This window comes from Streptomyces sp. NPDC044719, from assembly GCF_056433405.1.
Genome location: NZ_JBWKHE010000015.1, coordinates 62,469 through 78,803, shown reverse-complemented (window position 1 = coordinate 78,803; position 16,335 = coordinate 62,469). Strand labels below are relative to the sequence as shown.

Sequence of the window (16,335 nt, the reverse complement as noted above, 5' to 3'; positions counted from 1 at the left end):
CAGGCCACGCCCCCTACCCGGCTCCGTTCGGCCGGACTAGCCGAACTGCTGCTCAAGGTCCTTGAGCTTGCGCTCCAGGGAGTCGAGACGCGGCAGTGCCATGGTGTCGTCCTCGGCGGTGAGGTCGACGGTCACCGGCTCAGCTCCTTTGCGAGCGGGCTGCAGGGAGGGACGCGAGCGGACGGGCAGTGGCTCCGGCGCGGATATGGCAGGCTCCGCGGAGACCTGCGAGGAGCCGCGCTCCACCTGCACCTCGAGCTGCCGGCCGCCGCCGCGGCCGAAGTGACCGCGGTGGCCGCGGCTGATCGCCTTCAGCTGGGCCCGCTCCACGCGCTGCTGGTCGCGGCGCCGCTGCCGGGCCTCGTCCTTCTTGCGCTTGTCGTCGCGCACCTCGTCGACCGCCTCGTCGAGGCTGCGCACGCCCTCCAGGAGCATCAGCGACCAGGCGCTGTACGTCTCCCGGGGAGCCCGCAGCCAGCGCACGATACGGATCTGCGGCAGCGGGCGCGGCACCAGGCCCTGCTCCCGCAGGGCGGCGCGGCGGGTCTGCTTCAGCGCGCGGTCGAAGAGCACCGCCGCGGACAGCGACATGCCGGCGAAGAAGTGGGGGGCGCCGTCGTGGCCGATGCCCCTGGGCGCGTGCACCCAGTTGAACCAGGCCGCGGCGAAGGCGAACGTCCAGACCAGTATCCGGGAGCCGAGCGCCGCGTCACCGTGGCTGGCCTCGCGCACCGCGAGCACGGAGCAGAACATCGCCGCGCCGTCCAGGCCGAACGGGACGAGGTACTGCCAGCCGCCGCTGAGGCCGAGGTTCTGCTCGCCGAAGCCGACCAGGCCGTGGAAGGAGAGCGCGGCGGCGACGGCCGCGCAGCAGAAGAGGAGGACGTAGGAGACGGTGCCGTAGAGGGCCTCCTTGCGTCTGCGGCGTTCCTCGCTGCGCTCCCAGGAATCGTCCGCGCTCGTGTCCTTGACCGAGGAGCGCTTGCCGCGCGCGAGAACCGCTATCGCCGCCAGCATGCCCAGGAGAAGCACGGCGCCCGGAAGCAGCCAGTTCAGCGATATGTCGGTCAGTTTCATCTGGGGGTCCCTTGCATTGGGATAGGGCGTAACGCCCGCCATAGTGGCCCAATCCCAACGGCCCTCAGGGGGTTTCGGGGCAAGAGGCCGCCAAGGAAGTGCAAGGTAATGTTCAGGGCTGCGTTCTGCTCGAACTACCGTGTGAAAGGCGGGAGTTGAGTTCGAACAGGACTATCCGTACGGGTGGTTCTGCGGAAACCTGCTGCGCGTTTTCGCGATGATCCTACGGGTGGAGCCGACTATTTCCGAGGGTGTCTCAACTGGCCGTGGCCAGCAGCTTGGTGACCCGGTCGGCGTCACAGGTGCGCGGGCAGGTGGCGCAGGTGTCCTGCGGGCGCAGCGTGTAGAACATGCAGCAGCTCGCGCGGTCCCGGGTGCGCAGTGGCTCGCCGCCGGGGCCGGTCAGCTCCCGGAACGCCGCCGTGCCCACGTACGGCTTCGTCGCGCCCGGCAGGAGCAGCTCCAGCTCGCGCATCGCGCGCCGCTCCTCGATCTCGCCGAACAGCTGGGCGATGTACCAGAGACCTTCGACGATCTCGTCGGTCGCCATGCCCCACAGGGCCCGGCCGCGACGCCGCATCCGGGGGCCGAAACCGGTCAGGACCGGCTCCAGGTGCTCGGCGACCGCCGACCGCACCTCGGCGCGCAGTGCCTCCTCGTCCGGGACGACCCGGGCGCCGGGCAGCGCGGCGGCCTCGTCGTCGGGCAGGCAGGTGAAGCCGGCCGGGCGGACCGCCATGCGGCCGATGGGGTGGCCGGGGGCGGTGCGGTCGTACGAGACGTGCGTCACGGGGTAGCGGGGCACGCGGCGGTTCAGGAACCAGGGGACGGTGATCAGCAGGCAGGCGGGCCAGGCGTACCGGTGCAGGCCGAAGCTGGCGACCACGTCCGGTCGTGCCCGCTGGCCGTAGTCCCGTCGTATCTGGTCCTCGTCCCAGGACAGGAAGGCGTCGAGGGCGGGGCCGGCGGCCGCGAGGTCGGTGGCGGCGGCCCAGGCGCCGCCCCGCGGGGTCGCGTCCTCGGGGTTCAGTTCGGTGACGGCGAGCCCCGGGAGGACCTCGGCCAGACGGGCGTAGGCGCCGGATACGGCCGAACGGGGCACGGGCATGCGATCACCGATCCACTTACTAGAGGTAAGCCTAACCTAACTCAAGATCGCTGGGATTTGAACTGGCGCTCGGTGCGCTTATGGTGCTTGACGGACGAGTAACAACCCGCCGTAATGACCCCAAGTACCGATACGTCCGGAGGAGGACCCATGAAGCAGGGGGCGCAGGGCTCCGCCGGAACGGGGGCTCCGTGGGAGCGGGCGGTGGGGCAGGCCGGACAGGGCGAGCAGGCGCGGGTGCCGCAGCAGGCAGGGGCGGTGCGCGGTGAGCACACGCACAGTGAGCCGGTCCTGCCGCGGCCTCGGCCCGTGGTTCAGCGGTCCTCCGTGCGCGGGCAGATCGTGGACGCGCTGCGCGCCGCGCTGGTGGCGGGGGATCTGCGACCCGGTGAGGTGTACTCGGCGCCGGTGCTGGGCGAGCGGTTCGGGGTGTCGGCGACGCCGGTGCGGGAGGCGATGCAGCAGCTGGCCCTCGAGGGCGCCGTCGAGGTCGTGCCGAACCGTGGGTTCCGGGTGGTCGAGCGGGGGGCGCGGGAGCTGGCGGAACTGGCCGAGGTCCGGTCGCTGATCGAGGTTCCGGTGATGCTGCGGCTGGCCCGGGCTGTTCCCGCCGAACGCTGGGCCGAGCTACGGCCTCTCGCCGAGGCGACGGTCCGCGCGGCGTCCTCCGGCTGCCGCGCGACCTACGCGGAGTCCGACCGGGTGTTCCACCGGGCGGTGCTGTCGCTGTCCGGCAACGAGCAGCTGGTCCAGATCGCGGAGGACCTGCACCGGCGGGCGCAGTGGCCGCTGGTCGGGGGCGGGCCGGGCGGTCGGGGGCGGGCCGACCTGGTGGCGGACGCGCATGAACACACGGCGCTGCTGGACGCGTTGATCGCCCGGGATCTGGATGTGGTGCGGGTACTGGTGGGGGAGCACTTCACGGGTGCGGGCTGAGGGGGTGCGCGTCGCGCCTCGCGCCGGGTGGTGGGTCGGGGCCGCGCCGGGGGGTGTCCGTCCTCGGAACGTCGCGATGGGGTCGCATACCAATTGACTGTTCGTTGACGCGACAACCGCTGCGGGCGGACACCCCCCGACACGTCCCCTTCTCGCCGTACGCGGGTGCGGGCGCGTCGGGCCCTAGCTGCGGGCATGCGTGCCTCCCCCAGTGCCTTGAGGGCCTGGGAGGTGCCCCCAGGGCGGCACGGGTGGGCGCAGCGGCACCCCGCAACGCCGGGCTGCGGACCCACCCCGGCCCCAGCCAAGACGCCGAGTACCTCGTCACGTGCTCAAGCCGTCGCTGCCGGCGGCAATGGGGCCAACTGCCGCGCCAGCCACGTCGGCACGCCCCCGAGCAGCCGGAACAACCGCCGGGCCTCCTCCCGCAGCCGGGACGCCTCCGGCTCGGTCTCCGTGTCCGCCAGGGACACCAGCGCGGGGGCCGTGCCGACGAGATACCCCAGCTCCTCCCGGATCCGCAGCGACTCCGCGAAACCGTGGCGCGCCTCCGCCAACTCCCCGTCCCGCAGGGCGAGTCCGGCCAGATGGCGCCACGTGAACGACAGCAACAGCGGGTTGGCATGCGCCGTCGCCCCCGCGTGCGCACGGCGGTACGCGGCCCGCGCCGCCTGCGGGGAGCTCGTCAGGTTCTCCGCCAGCAGACCGCGACGGAAGTCCAGCAGGGCCCGCTGCGGAGCCCCAGGCGGGATCAGCGCGGCCGCCCGCCCCAGCGCGGCCCGCGCCTCGTCGGCCCGGTCCCGCACCACGAGCAGCGTCGAGGCGTAGGCCAAGTAACCGCGTTCACAAGCGGCCGCGCCCCGCTCGTCGTCGCTGTGGGCCAGCGCCTCGGCCGTGCGCAGCGCGTCCTCGGCCTCCTCCCAGCCCTGCTCGGTGTACAGACACCGTTCCACCAGCAACGACGCCCGCTGGAGCGCCGCCGCGGGCGTATCCGGCAGCAGCAGGGCGGCCGCGTCGGCCCAGCACCCGCGTGAGCGCAGCCGCCATACCGCGGTCTGGAGGGGATCGTCACCAGCGGTCGTTCCGTTACCAGACATGGCGGTATGCGCCACGTTGCCCTCCCCGAGCACGCCATCGAGCTGTTGAGTGGTGGCGGCATCTCAGCACGAATCGCGGCGTCGGGCCAAGAGGGTGGGTGAAGGATTTCACAAAGTCGTGGGACTCAGGGGCGTCCCGTGTTTGGGACGGGACCCCCGTGTCTCAGCTCATGCGCAGGGCCAGGAAGAAATCCAGCTTGTCCTCGAGCCGCGACAGATCACGGCCCGTCAACTGCTCGATTCGCCCGACCCGGTAGCGCAGCGTGTTGACGTGCAGGTGGAGGCGGCCGGCGCAGCGGGTCCAGGAGCCGTCGCAGTCCAGGAACGCCTCCAGAGTGGGGATCAGCTCGGCCCGGTGGCGGCGGTCGTAGTCCCGCAGGGGGTCCAGGAGGCGGGCCGTGAAGGCGCGGCGGACGTCGTCCGGGACGAACGGGAGCAGCAGGACGTGCGACGCCAGTTCCTGGTGGCCCGCCGCGCAGACCCGGCCCGGGCGGGCCGCCGCCACCCGGCGGGCGTGGCGGGCCTCCTCCAGGGCGCCCCGCAGCCCCTCCGCCGAGTGCACGGCCGCGCTGACGCCGAGGGTGAGGTGCCCGTCGCCGTCGAGACCCGCCGTCAGGGGGTCCCGTACGGATTCCAGGAGCGCGTCCGCGAGGACGCCGGCCTCGGAGCCGTCGTGCTCCGTCGACACGGCGGGCAGGGGGAGCAGGGCGATGGCCTCGTCGCCGGTGTGGGCGACGGCGATGCGGTCGGAGTGCTCCGGGCCCGCCGCCAGGGGGTCGACGAGGATCTCCTCCAGCAGGGCCTGGGCCACCGGGCCGCCCTCGATCTCGTCCCCGTCCCAGTCGACGCGGGCCACGACCACCTGCCAGTGCGGCGCGGCCCCGAGGCCCGGCAGCAGCACCGGCGCGGCCACGCGCAGGCGGGCGGCGATCTCGGCCGGGGCCGCGCCCGTCTGGACCAGCTCCAGCACCTCCTGGGCGAGACGGCGGCGCACCGTGCGCGCCGCGTCGCGGCGGTCCCGCTCGACCGCGATCAGCTGGGTGACGCCGTGCAGCAGGTCGAGACGCTCCTCGGCCCAGTCCCCGGCGTCCGCCTCGACGGCCAGCAGCCAGTCGGACAGCAGGCTCTCGCGGACGTCGCGGGCGGTGTGCGGGGAGCGGCCCGTCGAGCGGATCGGGAACAGGGAGTAGGTGGTGCCGCCCAGCAGGACGCGGTGCGGGGCGCGGCGGCCCGTGCGGGTGGCGGTCAGGTGTTCCGCCGCCAGGCGCCCGCAGGTCTCCGCGGGCAGGGCGGCGAGGCCGGCGGCCTTGGAGCCCGCGATCAGCCGGCCGGTGGGGGCGAGGACCCAGGCGCGCAGGTCCAGGTCCGAGCCGAGCAGGTCCAGGACCACGTCCGGGCCGCCGCCCGCCGGGCCCGAGGTCATCATCCGGCGGTGGCGGTCGACCACGGCCGCGAGGTCGCCGGCACGCTCGCCGGAGACCTGCCGTACGACGTGCTCGGTGATCGTCGCGAACGCCACCGACTCGTGCACCGCGAAGAGGGGGAGCCGGTGGCGGGCGCAGGCCGCGACCAGGTCGTCCGGGACGTCTCCGAGCTCGGCCTCGCCCGCGGCGAGGGCCGTCACGCCCTGCTGCGCCAGGATCCGGACGAACGGCTCCGAATCCTCGGCGTCCCGGCGCCAGGCCAGGCCCGTGAGCACCAGCTCGCCGCCCGAGAGATAGCGGCTGGGGTCGCGGAGGTCGGTGGTCATCACGCCACGCACCGTGCGGTCCAGCTCCTCCTCGCCGCCGAGCAGCTTGAGGCCCAGCGCGTCGGTGTCCAGCAGTGCGCGCAGCCGCATTCTCGTCGCCGCCGTTCTTTGTCTCGAAATCAAGCCCTGCCCCGGCTGTGTTCCAGGTCACGCGGCTGTGTCGCGCGTTTCCACAGGAGAACGAAGGGGTTTCTGATGGCCTCCGTTCATACGAATCTACAAGATGACCGTCCTGGCCAGCCAACTCCTTCATGGTTTCCGTGACTGACCCGGTCGGCGTACCGCGCTGTGTACTGAGGCCACTACGCGTTAACAGCACATGAACGAGCCGGGACCGCCGCACACGGATTGGCTCAATCTGAACGCCCCACGAGAAGACGGAGAAGAGAGCCGGTCATGGACTTCCTTCGCCCCGCCAGCTGGGAGGAGGCGCTCGCCGCGAAAGCCGAGCACCCCACAGCTGTGCCGATTGCGGGTGGCACCGACGTGATGGTCGAGATCAACTTCGACCACCGCCGGCCCGAGTACCTCATGGACCTGAACCGCGTCGGCGACCTCTCCGAGTGGGAGGTCGGCGAGGAGAGCGTCCGGCTGGGTGCCTCCGTGCCGTACACGAGGATCATGGAGAACCTGCGCGCCGAACTGCCGGGTCTCGCCCTCGCCTCGCACACGGTCGCCTCCCCGCAGATCCGCAACCGCGGCGGCGTCGGCGGCAACCTCGGCACCGCCTCCCCGGCCGGCGACGCCCACCCCGCGCTGCTCGCCGCGGGCGCCGAGGTGGAGGTCGAGTCGGTGCGCGGGTCGCGCCGGATCCCGATCGACGAGTTCTACAAGGGCGTGAAGCGCAATGCGCTGGCCATGGACGAGCTGATCCGCGCCGTGCACGTGAGGAAGGCCGACGGGCCCCAGCAGTTCTCCAAGGTGGGGACCAGGAACGCCATGGTCATCGCCGTGTGCGCGTTCGGGCTCGCCCTGCATCCCGAGACGCGGACCGTGCGGACCGGCATCGGCTCGGCCGCCCCGACCCCCATTCGGGCCAAGGCCGCCGAGGAGTTCCTGAACGCGGCTCTGGAGGAGGGCGGCTTCTGGGACAACGGGAAGATCGTCACCCCGTCGGTCGCCAAGCAGTTCGCCGACCTGTGCTCCGCCGCCTGCAACCCGATCGACGACGTCCGGGGCACCGCGAGCTACCGCCGCCACGCCGTGGGCGTCATGGCCCGCCGCACGCTGACCTGGACCTGGGAGTCCTACCGCGGCACCCGCCGCCTCACCGAGGGAGCTGCGTGATGCGCGTCAACTTCACGGTCAACGGCCGTCCCCAGGAAGCCGACGACGTCTGGGAGGGCGAGTCCCTGCTGTACGTGCTGCGGGAGCGCATGGGCCTTCCCGGGTCCAAGAACGCCTGTGAGCAGGGCGAGTGCGGGTCCTGCACCGTCCGGCTCGACGGGGTTCCGGTGTGTTCCTGCCTCGTCGCCGCCGGTCAGGTGGAGGGCCGCGAGGTCGTCACCGTCGAGGGGCTCGCCGACTTCGCCAAGCAGCGCGCCGAGCACGGCGGCTGTGCGACCGGTGCCTGCGGTACGTCGCTGCGGAGCGCCCAGGAGTGGCAGGCCAAGGGCGTCGACTCGCAGACCGGCGAGGGCACCGAGCTCTCCCCGATCCAGCAGGCGTTCATCGACGCCGGCGCCGTCCAGTGCGGCTTCTGCACCCCCGGCCTGCTGGTCGCCGCCGACGAGATGCTGGAGCGGAACCCCAACCCGTCCGACGCGGACATCCGCGAGGCGCTGTCGGGCAACCTGTGCCGCTGCACCGGCTACGAGAAGATCATGGACGCGGTGCGCCTGGCGGCCGCCCGGCAGGGAGAGGCGGACTGAGCATGCCCACCACTGGCGCACCCACGAAGATCACCCAGGGCTCCCGGACCAAGGGCGGCATCGGCGAGTCCACACTCCGCCCGGACGGCACCCTCAAGGTCACCGGCGAGTTCGCGTACTCGTCCGACATGTGGCACGAGGACATGCTGTGGGGGCAGATCCTCCGGTCGACCGTCGCACACGCCGAGATCGTGTCCATCGACACGAGCGAGGCACTGGCAACTCCGGGCGTCTACGCCGTGCTGACGTACGACGACCTGCCCACCGAGGTGAAGAACTACGGCCTGGAGATTCAGGACACCCCGGTGCTCGCCCACGGCAAGGTCCGCCACCACGGAGAGCCGGTCGCGATCGTCGCCGCCGATCATCCGGAGACGGCCAGGCGCGCCGCCGCGAAGATCAAGGTCGACTACCGTGAACTGCCCGTCATCACCGACGAGGCCTCCGCGACCGCGCCGGACGCGATCCTCGTCCACGAGGGCCGCGACGACCACCACGCCGGCCATGTGCCGCACCCGAACATCGTCCACCGCCAGCCGATCATCCGCGGTGACGTCGACGCCGCACGGCAGCGGGCCGATGTCATCGTCGAGGGCGAGTACACCTTCGGCATGCAGGACCAGGCCTTCCTCGGCCCCGAGTCCGGCCTCGCCGTCCCCGAGGAGGACGGCGGCGTCCACCTCTACATCGCCACCCAGTGGCTGCACAGCGACCTGCGCCAGATCGCGCCCGTGCTCGGCCTGCCCGAGGACAAGGTGCGGATGACGCTGTCCGGCGTCGGCGGCGCGTTCGGCGGCCGCGAGGACCTGTCGATGCAGATCCACGCCTGCCTGCTGGCGCTGCGCACGGGCAAGCCCGTCAAGATCGTCTACAACCGGTTCGAGTCCTTCTTCGGGCACGTCCACCGCCACCCGGCGAAGCTGTACTACGAGCACGGGGCCACGCGCGACGGCAAGCTGACCCACATGAAGTGCCGGATCGTCCTGGACGGCGGCGCCTACGCCTCCGCCTCCCCGGCGGTCGTGGGCAACGCCTCCTCGCTGTCCGTCGGCCCGTACGTGATCGAGGACGTGGACATCGAGGCCATCGCCCTCTACACCAACAACCCGCCCTGCGGCGCCATGCGCGGCTTCGGCGCGGTCCAGGCGTGCTTCGCCTACGAGGCCCAGATGGACAAGCTGGCGCAGAGGCTCGGCATGGACCCGGTGGAGTTCCGGCAGCTCAACGCCATGGAGCAGGGCACGCTGCTGCCGACCGGGCAGCGCGTCGACTCCCCGGCTCCCGTCGCCGAGCTCCTGCGCCGCGTCAAGGCCATGCCCATGCCGCCGGAGCGCCAGTGGGAGTCCAGCGAGGGCGCCGACGTACGGCAGCTGCCGGGCGGCCTGTCCAACACCACACACGGCGAAGGCGTCGTACGCGGCGTCGGCTACGCGGTCGGCATCAAGAACGTGGGCTTCTCCGAGGGGTTCGACGACTACTCGACCGCGAAGGTGCGGATGGAGGTCGTGGCCGGCGAGCCCGTCGTCACCGTCCACACGGCCATGGCCGAGGTCGGCCAGGGCGGTGTCACCGTCCACGCGCAGATCGCCCGGACCGAGCTGGGCGTCGCGCAGGTGACCATCAACCCGGCCGACACCCGGGTGGGCAGCGCCGGTTCGACCTCCGCCTCGCGGCAGACGTACGTCACCGGCGGCGCCGTGAAGAACGCCTGTGAGCTGGTGCGCGAGAAGGTGCTGGAGATCGGGCGCCGCAAGTTCGGCTCCTACCACCCGGCGTGGGCCACGGCCGAGCTGCTGCTGGAGGGCGGCAAGGTCGTCACGGACGGCGGTGAGGTCCTCGCCGGCCTGGCCGACGTCCTGGAGGGCGAGACCGTGGAGGTCGAGGAGGAGTGGCGGCACCGGCCGACCGAGGCCTTCGACCTGCGCACCGGCCAGGGCAACGGCCACGTGCAGTACTCCTTCGCCGCGCACCGCGCGGTCGTCGAGGTCGACACCGAGCTCGGGCTGGTGAAGGTCATCGAGCTGGGCTGCGCCCAGGACGTCGGCAAGGCGCTCAACCCGCTGTCCGTGCTCGGCCAGATCCAGGGCGGCACGACACAGGGCCTGGGCGTGGCGGTCATGGAGGAGATCGTCGTCGACCCGAAGACGGCGAAGGTCAAGAATCCCTCCTTCACCGACTATCTGATCCCGACCATCCTCGACACGCCGACCATCCCGGTCGACGTCCTCGAACTCGCCGACGAGCACGCCCCGTACGGGCTGCGCGGCATCGGCGAAGCACCCACCCTGTCGTCGACGCCGGCGGTCCTCGCGGCCATCCGGAACGCGACCGGGCTCGAGCTGAACCGGACTCCAGTACGGCCCGAGCACCTCACGGGTACGTCACTCTCCGAGGCCTGAACAGGAGAGTTCCGTCCGGGGGACGCGTTCCCGTGCCCTCCCCCGGACCCCCCTTAGTTCGTCTCGGGCCGTCCCCCGGGTCGTGCATCCCAACCCCCTATGAAACTTGGGAGTAGGCCCACATGACCCAGCAGTCAGTAGAGCCGAGGACCACAGCCGACGACGCGGGCGAAGGCACCCGCGTCCCGGCCGGACGGTCCTGGCTCGACCGGTACTTCCACATATCCGGCAGAGGATCGACGGTCGCGCGTGAGGTGCGCGGTGGCGTCACGACCTTCATGGCGATGGCGTACATCCTGCTGCTCAACCCCCTGATCCTGTCCGGCAAGGACGTGGCGGGGGACACCCTCGCGCAGAAGGGCCTGATCACCGCGACCGCGTTCGCGGCGGCCCTCACCACACTGCTGATGGGGTTCGTCGGCAAGGTGCCGCTCGCCCTCGCCGCGGGCCTGTCCGTCTCCGGTGTCCTCGCCTCCCAGGTCGCGCCCGAGATGACCTGGCCGCAGGCGATGGGCATGTGCGTGATGTACGGCGTGATCATCATGCTGCTGGTCGTCACCGGCCTGCGCGAGATGATCATGAACGCGATCCCGCTCGCGCTCAAGCACGGCATCACCATGGGCATCGGCCTGTTCATCGCCCTCATCGGCTTCTACAAGTCCGGTTTCGTGCACCAGGGCAAGGCGACCCCCGTCACGCTCGGCCCGGCCGGCGAACTGGCCGGCTGGCCGGTCCTGCTCTTCGCCGGCACCCTGCTGCTGATCTTCATGCTCCAGGCCCGGAACATCCCGGGCGCCATCCTCATCGGCATCGTCGGCGGCACGATCGTCGCCGCGATCCTGAACGCGGCCGGGGTCATCGACCCCAAGCAGTGGGCCGCCGGGGCACCCGAACTGCACGGCAGCGCGGTGTCCATGCCCGACTTCTCGCTCTTCGGGGACGTGGAGTTCGGCGGCTGGGGCCAGGTCGGCGCGATGACCGTCGGCATGATCGTCTTCACACTGGTGCTGGCCGGGTTCTTCGACGCGATGGCGACGATCATCGGCGTCGGCACCGAGGCCAAGCTCGCCGACGACAAGGGCCGGATGCCGGGCCTGTCCAAGGCGCTGTTCATCGACGGGGCCGGCGGCGCGATCGGAGGCGTGTCCGGCGGCTCGGGCCAGACGGTGTTCATCGAGTCGGCGACGGGTGTCGGGGAGGGCGCGCGCACGGGCCTCGCCTCGGTCGTCACCGGCGCGTTCTTCGCCGCCTGTCTGTTCTTCACGCCGCTCACGGCGATCGTGCCGCAGGAGGTCGCGTCCGCCGCCCTCGTCGTCATCGGCGCGATGATGCTGATGAACGCCCGGCACGTGGACTGGGCCGACCGGGCCACCGCCATCCCGGTGTTCCTGACGGTCGTTCTGATGCCGTTCACGTACACCATCACCACCGGTGTCGCCGCGGGCGTCATCTCCTACGTCGCCATCAAGGCCGCCCAGGGCAAGGTGCGCGAGATCGGCGCCTTCATGTGGATCCTGACGGCGGTGTTCCTCGTGTACTTCGCCCTCAACCCGATCGAGAGCTGGCTGGGCGTCCACTGACGCCCGCCGTAGCCGCCCCGCAGCCTTAAGGAGACCGAGACAGATGCTGGACATCGCCGAGGAGCTGAACCGGTGGGTCGAGCAGGGCCGTGACTTCGCCGTGGCCACCGTGGTGGCCGTCGGCGGCAGCGCGCCCCGCCAGCCCGGCGCCGCACTCGCGGTGGACGCCGAGGGCACGGCGATCGGCTCGGTCTCCGGCGGCTGCGTGGAGGGCGCGGTCTACGAGCTGTGCCAACAGGCGCTGCGGGACGGCGAGACCGTCCTGGAGCGCTTCGGCTACAGCGACGACGACGCCTTCGCCGTGGGCCTGACCTGCGGCGGCGTCATCGACATCCTGGTCACCCCGGTACGGGCCGCCGATCCGGTCCGTCCGGTGGTCGCGGCCGCGCTCACCGCCGCCGCACAAGGGGAGGCGGCGGCGGTGGCGCGGATCGTGTCGGGTCCGCCCGAACTGACGGGCCGGGCCCTGCTGGTCCGCCCCGACGGGTCCCGCGAAGGCGGCTTCGGCGCCCACCCGGAACTGGACCGCACGGTCGCCGCCGAGGCAGGCGCCTTCCTGGACGCCGGCCGCACCGGCACCCTGGAGATCGGAGAGCAGGGCTCACGCTGTGGAGCACCGCTCACGGTCCTGGTCGAGTCCTCGGTCCCGGCGCCCCGCATGATCGTCTTCGGTGCGATCGACTTCGCGTCGGCCCTGGTCCGCATGGGCAAGTTCCTCGGCTACCACGTCACGGTGTGCGACGCACGGCCCGTCTTCGCGACCCGGACGCGGTTCCCGGAGGCCGACGAGATCGTCGTCGAGTGGCCCCACCGCTACCTGGAGGGCACGGACGTCGACGCCCGTACGGTCCTGTGCGTGCTGACCCACGACGCCAAGTTCGACGTGCCCCTGCTGGAGCTGGCGCTGCGGCTGCCGGTGGCGTACGTCGGTGCCATGGGCTCCCGGCGCACCCACCTGGACCGCAACGCCCGCCTGCGGGAAGCCGGCGTCACCGAGCTGGAGTTGAGCCGGCTGCACTCGCCGATCGGCCTGGACCTCGGCGCCCGTACGCCCGAGGAGACGGCCCTGTCCATCGCCTCGGAGATCGTCGCCGGGCGGCGCGGAGGCAGCGGGGTGTCGCTGACCGGGGCTCACACCCCGATCCACCACGAGCCGGAGCCGGGGGCGGTGGGGCGGATCGGCTCGGTGGCCTGAGGCCCCGGCTACTGGTTCGCCGCGGCTTCCAGGAGTGAGAACGGTTCGGCCTCCGGCAGCGGGGTGACCGCGAGCAGGGACAGCCCGGCGGCCTGGCACAGCTCCTCGAAGTCCTCGCGGGTGCGTTCCCTGCCGCCCACGTTCACCAGCATGTTGAGGTCGCTGAGATACGGGCCCCCGTCACCGTCGGTCCCGACGACCTCGGGCAGCACCGGTTCCAGGATCAGGACCCGTCCGCCGGGCGGCAGCGCCGCACGGCAGTGGCGCAGGACGGTGACCGCCTGCTCGTCCGGCCAGTCGTGCAGGATGCTCTTCATCAGATAGAGGTCCGAGCCCTCGGGCACCGAGCGGAAGAAGTCCCCGGCGGCCAGGGAGCATCGGTCCGAGAGCCCGTGCCGCCGCAGGGTCTTCGGCGCCTGGGCCAGACCGTCGCTCGTGTCGTGGACGACCCCGGTGAGCTTCGGGAACGCGGTGAGCACGGCGGCCAGGAGCGTGCCGTCCCCGCCGCCGACGTCCGTGACCGAACCGAACCGGCCGAAGTCGAAGGCGCCCGGCAGCGCGGCGGCGGTCTCCGCGGTGGCCTGGCTCATCGCCGTGTTGAACAGCGAGGACAGCTCGGGCCGCCGGGCGAGGTGGCTGAAGAAGTCCGTGCCGAAGACGGTGTCGAACGCGACATCGCCGGTGCGGACGCTGTCGTCCAGGTGTTCCCAGGCGCGGATGATCTCCGGCTCGGTGAACATCCGTACGAAGGAGGTCAGCGAGTCAGGGCGGTCCGAGTCGAGGAGGGCGCCCGCGGGCGTCACCGCGAAGGTGCCGGGGGCGTGTTCCGTCAGCAGTCCCAGGCCGGCCAGGGCGCGCAGCAGCCGGGTCATGGGCTGGGGCGCGGTTCCGGCGTCGGCGGCCACGTCGGCGGCCGGGCGCGGGGTGCCGCCGATCAGCTCGACGATCCTCAGCCGGACGGCCGCGCGGACGGTCTGGGCCGCCATGCTGCCGAAGACGAGCCGTACGAGCAGGTCGCGGTCGTTCATGTCGGGCGTGAGAACGTGCGTGTTCGCCACGGGTCTTTCCTCCTGCGTGAGTCGGGGTCCGGTCAGCCGGCGGATGTCGCGCGGCCGGCCAGGGCGGTGGGCGTGCAGCCCGCGAAGGCCAGTACGTCGCGGTGGAGATGGGGCTGGTCGGCGTAGCCGCACGTCTGGGCGACGTCGGCGGCACCGGCGCCGCCGACGAGCGCACGGGCGGCGTGGTCGAAGCGGACCAGCATGGCGGCGCGCTTCGGGGTGAGGCCGATCTGGTCGCCGAACCGGGACCACAGCCGCTTGCGGCTCCAGCCGCAGGAGGCCGCGAGGTCACCGACCCGCACCCGGCCCCGCCGGGCCACGATGGTCTCCCAGGCGGCGGCGACCTCGGGCGCCATCGCCGGTGCCCGCGCGGCCCGCCCGGCGAGGAACTCGTCCACGAGCGCGAGACGGTGCTCCCAGCCGGGGGTGCCGGCCATCCGCTCCCGCAGCCGGTGTCCGTCCCGCCCCCAGAGGTCTTCGAGCCCGGTGACGGATCCGTCCAGCTCGCGCGGCGAGACACCCAGCAGCGCGTAGGCGGTCAGCGGTGACAGACGCATCTCGACGCACTCGACACCCGCACCGCGGATCCGGGCCGGGCCCGGCGACAGCGCGGCGACGAAACTCCGCAAGGGCCGGTGCCCGCCGGCGCCCTCGACGGCGAACGGCTCGTCCCCGAGGCCGATGACGACGATCACCGCCGGCTGGGGCAGCACCCGCAAGTCCAGCCCGCCGGCGGACCGCTCACGGAACCCGGCCATCCGGACACCGCCGAGCGACAGATCACCGCGGGGGAGGACGACGTCCCAGCCGGGCTCGGCCTCCGCTTCGTAGCTGCGCATGACTCCACGGTCGCCGACTTCCCGGCGCCTGTCTTGGACGATTGTTCCGCGCGGAAGTCTTCCCGGCGCCCCTCACGCCTGTCTCAGCAGGCGGTTCAACGCCCGGCCGAACACATATCGTGCCGAGCGCCCGACCACGCCGTCGAAGAGCGAGGGCAGCAGCCGGATCCGGATCTCCTCCCGCCACACCACGCGGGCGCGGCCGCCGGGCCCCGGCCGCACCTCGAGCTCCGCCCAGCCCAGGACCACCCGGCCCCGCTTCTCCAGACGGCACCTCCCCGGGACCCCCTCCTCCGGCGGCTCCCACACCGTGACCTCCATCGGGTCGTCGAAGGACAGCGGTCCGACGCCCGAGCGGGCCACGACGAGAGTGCCGACGCGGGTCGGCCCGGGCGGGACCGGACCGACCCGTGTCAAGGGCACCCCCTCACCGTGCCGCTGCCACTGCGTGATCCGCCGCCACGCCTCGTCGAGGGGGAGCGGGACGGTCCGTTCGAGCAGGATGTTGGCCACGTCCCGATCGTAGGGAACCCGCGCTGCTCAGCGGCCCGCTCGGGTACGGCTCACCCACTCGGCCGAGCCGCCGTACGGCGGCTCCTGCCCTACCGGTACACCTTCCCGGGCTCCGCCTTCCCAGGTGCCAGCAGTTGGGGCACCGTCACGAACACGTACCCCCGTTCCTTGAGGGCGTCGATGATGCCCGGGACGGCCGGCACGGTGCCGTCGTAGATGTCGTGCAGCAGGATGATGCCGTCCCGGGACGCCTGGGCGAGGACGCGGCGGGTGATCAGGGCCGAGTCGGTCGTCTTGTAGTCCTTCGCCGTCACGCTCCACAGCACCTCGGCGAGGCCCAGCTCGCGGCAGATCTCGTGCACGGTGTCGTCGGTGCGGCCCTGGGGCGGGCGCATCAGGGTCGGGCGCTGTCCGGTGAGGCGTTCTATCTCCTGGTTGGGGCGTTCCAGCTCCTCGCGTATCTCCTCGGGTCTCAGCCGGGTCAGGATCTTGTGGTCCCAGGTGTGGCTGGCCACCTCATGGCCCTCGTCGGCCATGCGCCGCACCAGCTCCGGGTACTTCTCGATGTGCCGTTCACCGAGGAGGAAGAAGGTCGCCGGGACCTGTCTCTCCTTCAGGATGTCCAGCAGGCGCGCGGAGTGCTCGCTCGGCCCCGCGTCGAAGGTGAGCGCGATGCACTTCGCCTCACGGCAGTCGACGGTGCCGAAGCGGGCCGCCTGGATGTCCGTCGCCGCCTGGGCGCGGACGGCGCTGGGGGCCGTGGTGTCGGGCCCCGCGCAACCGCTGAGGGCGAGGGTCAGAGCGGCGATCGCCGTAAGCTTTCCGGCAGTTCGGAACGCGGTCCCCGTTTTCGTCATCTTCTTGGTCAGAGAAGGCATGGCGAGACTATACATAGCGTGTATACGCGCGATG

The 16,335-nt window shown here is 72.0% G+C and carries 14 protein-coding genes; 6 read left to right on the top strand and 8 right to left on the bottom strand.

Annotated elements, in window-relative coordinates:
- Window positions 1-36: 36 nt before the first annotated feature.
- Together AC07DF_RS39885 and AC07DF_RS39880 are read right to left on the bottom strand one after the other, a co-directional pair.
- The gene (locus tag AC07DF_RS39885; protein WP_478982233.1) at window positions 37-1,077 is read right to left on the bottom strand and encodes a DUF2637 domain-containing protein; all 1,041 of its coding nucleotides are present in this window, start codon (window positions 1,075-1,077) and stop codon (window positions 37-39) included.
- A 256-nt stretch (window positions 1,078-1,333) separates the two neighbouring features.
- The gene (locus AC07DF_RS39880) at window positions 1,334-2,185 is read right to left on the bottom strand and encodes a (2Fe-2S)-binding protein (RefSeq protein ID WP_478982231.1); all 852 of its coding nucleotides are present in this window, start codon (window positions 2,183-2,185) and stop codon (window positions 1,334-1,336) included.
- A 150-nt stretch (window positions 2,186-2,335) separates the two neighbouring features.
- On the opposite strand from AC07DF_RS39880, the gene AC07DF_RS39875 reads away from it, so the two are divergent.
- Window positions 2,336-3,121 carry a GntR family transcriptional regulator gene (locus AC07DF_RS39875; RefSeq protein ID WP_478982229.1) on the top strand — a complete coding sequence of 262 codons (786 nt, stop codon included), beginning with the start codon at window positions 2,336-2,338 and terminating at the stop codon, window positions 3,119-3,121.
- Window positions 3,122-3,453: 332 nt separating this feature from the next.
- On the opposite strand, the gene AC07DF_RS39870 is transcribed toward AC07DF_RS39875, so the two are convergent.
- Both AC07DF_RS39870 and AC07DF_RS39865 read right to left on the bottom strand, forming a co-directional pair.
- Window positions 3,454-4,233 carry a hypothetical protein gene (locus AC07DF_RS39870; protein ID WP_478982227.1) on the bottom strand — a complete coding sequence of 260 codons (780 nt, stop codon included), beginning with the start codon at window positions 4,231-4,233 and terminating at the stop codon, window positions 3,454-3,456.
- 148 nt (window positions 4,234-4,381) lie between these two features.
- Entirely contained in the window at window positions 4,382-6,058 is a 1,677-nt protein-coding gene (locus AC07DF_RS39865) for a PucR family transcriptional regulator (protein WP_478982225.1), read from the bottom strand.
- 306 nt (window positions 6,059-6,364) lie between these two features.
- Between AC07DF_RS39865 and AC07DF_RS39860 the strand changes: the two genes are divergently transcribed.
- The 5 genes from AC07DF_RS39860 (at window position 6,365) to AC07DF_RS39840 (ending at window position 13,013) form a co-directional block, all read left to right on the top strand.
- Window positions 6,365-7,255: an FAD binding domain-containing protein gene (locus AC07DF_RS39860; protein ID WP_478982223.1), complete on the top strand. Its 891-nt coding sequence runs from the start codon at window positions 6,365-6,367 to the stop codon at window positions 7,253-7,255.
- A complete protein-coding gene (locus AC07DF_RS39855) occupies window positions 7,255-7,839 on the top strand; it encodes a (2Fe-2S)-binding protein (RefSeq protein ID WP_478982221.1) in 585 nt (194 codons plus the stop codon). The genes AC07DF_RS39860 and AC07DF_RS39855 overlap by 1 nt, the downstream gene beginning before the upstream one ends.
- Window positions 7,840-7,841: 2 nt before the next feature.
- Complete coding sequence (pucD, locus tag AC07DF_RS39850; RefSeq protein WP_478982219.1) at window positions 7,842-10,238, top strand: xanthine dehydrogenase subunit D; 2,397 nt, start codon at window positions 7,842-7,844, stop codon at window positions 10,236-10,238.
- A gap of 122 nt (window positions 10,239-10,360) precedes the next feature.
- Window positions 10,361-11,818, top strand: a complete 1,458-nt coding sequence (locus AC07DF_RS39845; protein ID WP_478982217.1) for an NCS2 family permease — start codon at window positions 10,361-10,363, stop codon at window positions 11,816-11,818.
- 43 nt (window positions 11,819-11,861) lie between these two features.
- Entirely contained in the window at window positions 11,862-13,013 is a 1,152-nt protein-coding gene (locus tag AC07DF_RS39840; protein ID WP_478982215.1) for an XdhC family protein, read from the top strand.
- An 8-nt stretch (window positions 13,014-13,021) separates the two neighbouring features.
- On the opposite strand, the gene AC07DF_RS39835 is transcribed toward AC07DF_RS39840, so the two are convergent.
- From AC07DF_RS39835 to AC07DF_RS39820, 4 genes are all read right to left on the bottom strand, one after another.
- Window positions 13,022-14,041, bottom strand: coding sequence for a methyltransferase (locus tag AC07DF_RS39835; protein ID WP_478982322.1), 1,020 nt, complete (start codon window positions 14,039-14,041; stop codon window positions 13,022-13,024).
- Window positions 14,042-14,103: 62 nt separating this feature from the next.
- Window positions 14,104-14,910: a helix-turn-helix domain-containing protein gene (locus AC07DF_RS39830; RefSeq protein ID WP_478982213.1), complete on the bottom strand. Its 807-nt coding sequence runs from the start codon at window positions 14,908-14,910 to the stop codon at window positions 14,104-14,106.
- Window positions 14,911-14,982: 72 nt separating this feature from the next.
- Window positions 14,983-15,423 carry an SRPBCC family protein gene (locus AC07DF_RS39825; protein ID WP_478982211.1) on the bottom strand — a complete coding sequence of 147 codons (441 nt, stop codon included), beginning with the start codon at window positions 15,421-15,423 and terminating at the stop codon, window positions 14,983-14,985.
- Between the two features lie 89 nt (window positions 15,424-15,512).
- On the bottom strand, window positions 15,513-16,280 hold the full coding sequence (locus tag AC07DF_RS39820) for a polysaccharide deacetylase family protein (protein WP_478982320.1): 768 nt from the start codon (window positions 16,278-16,280) through the stop codon (window positions 15,513-15,515).
- Window positions 16,281-16,335: the final 55 nt, after the last annotated feature.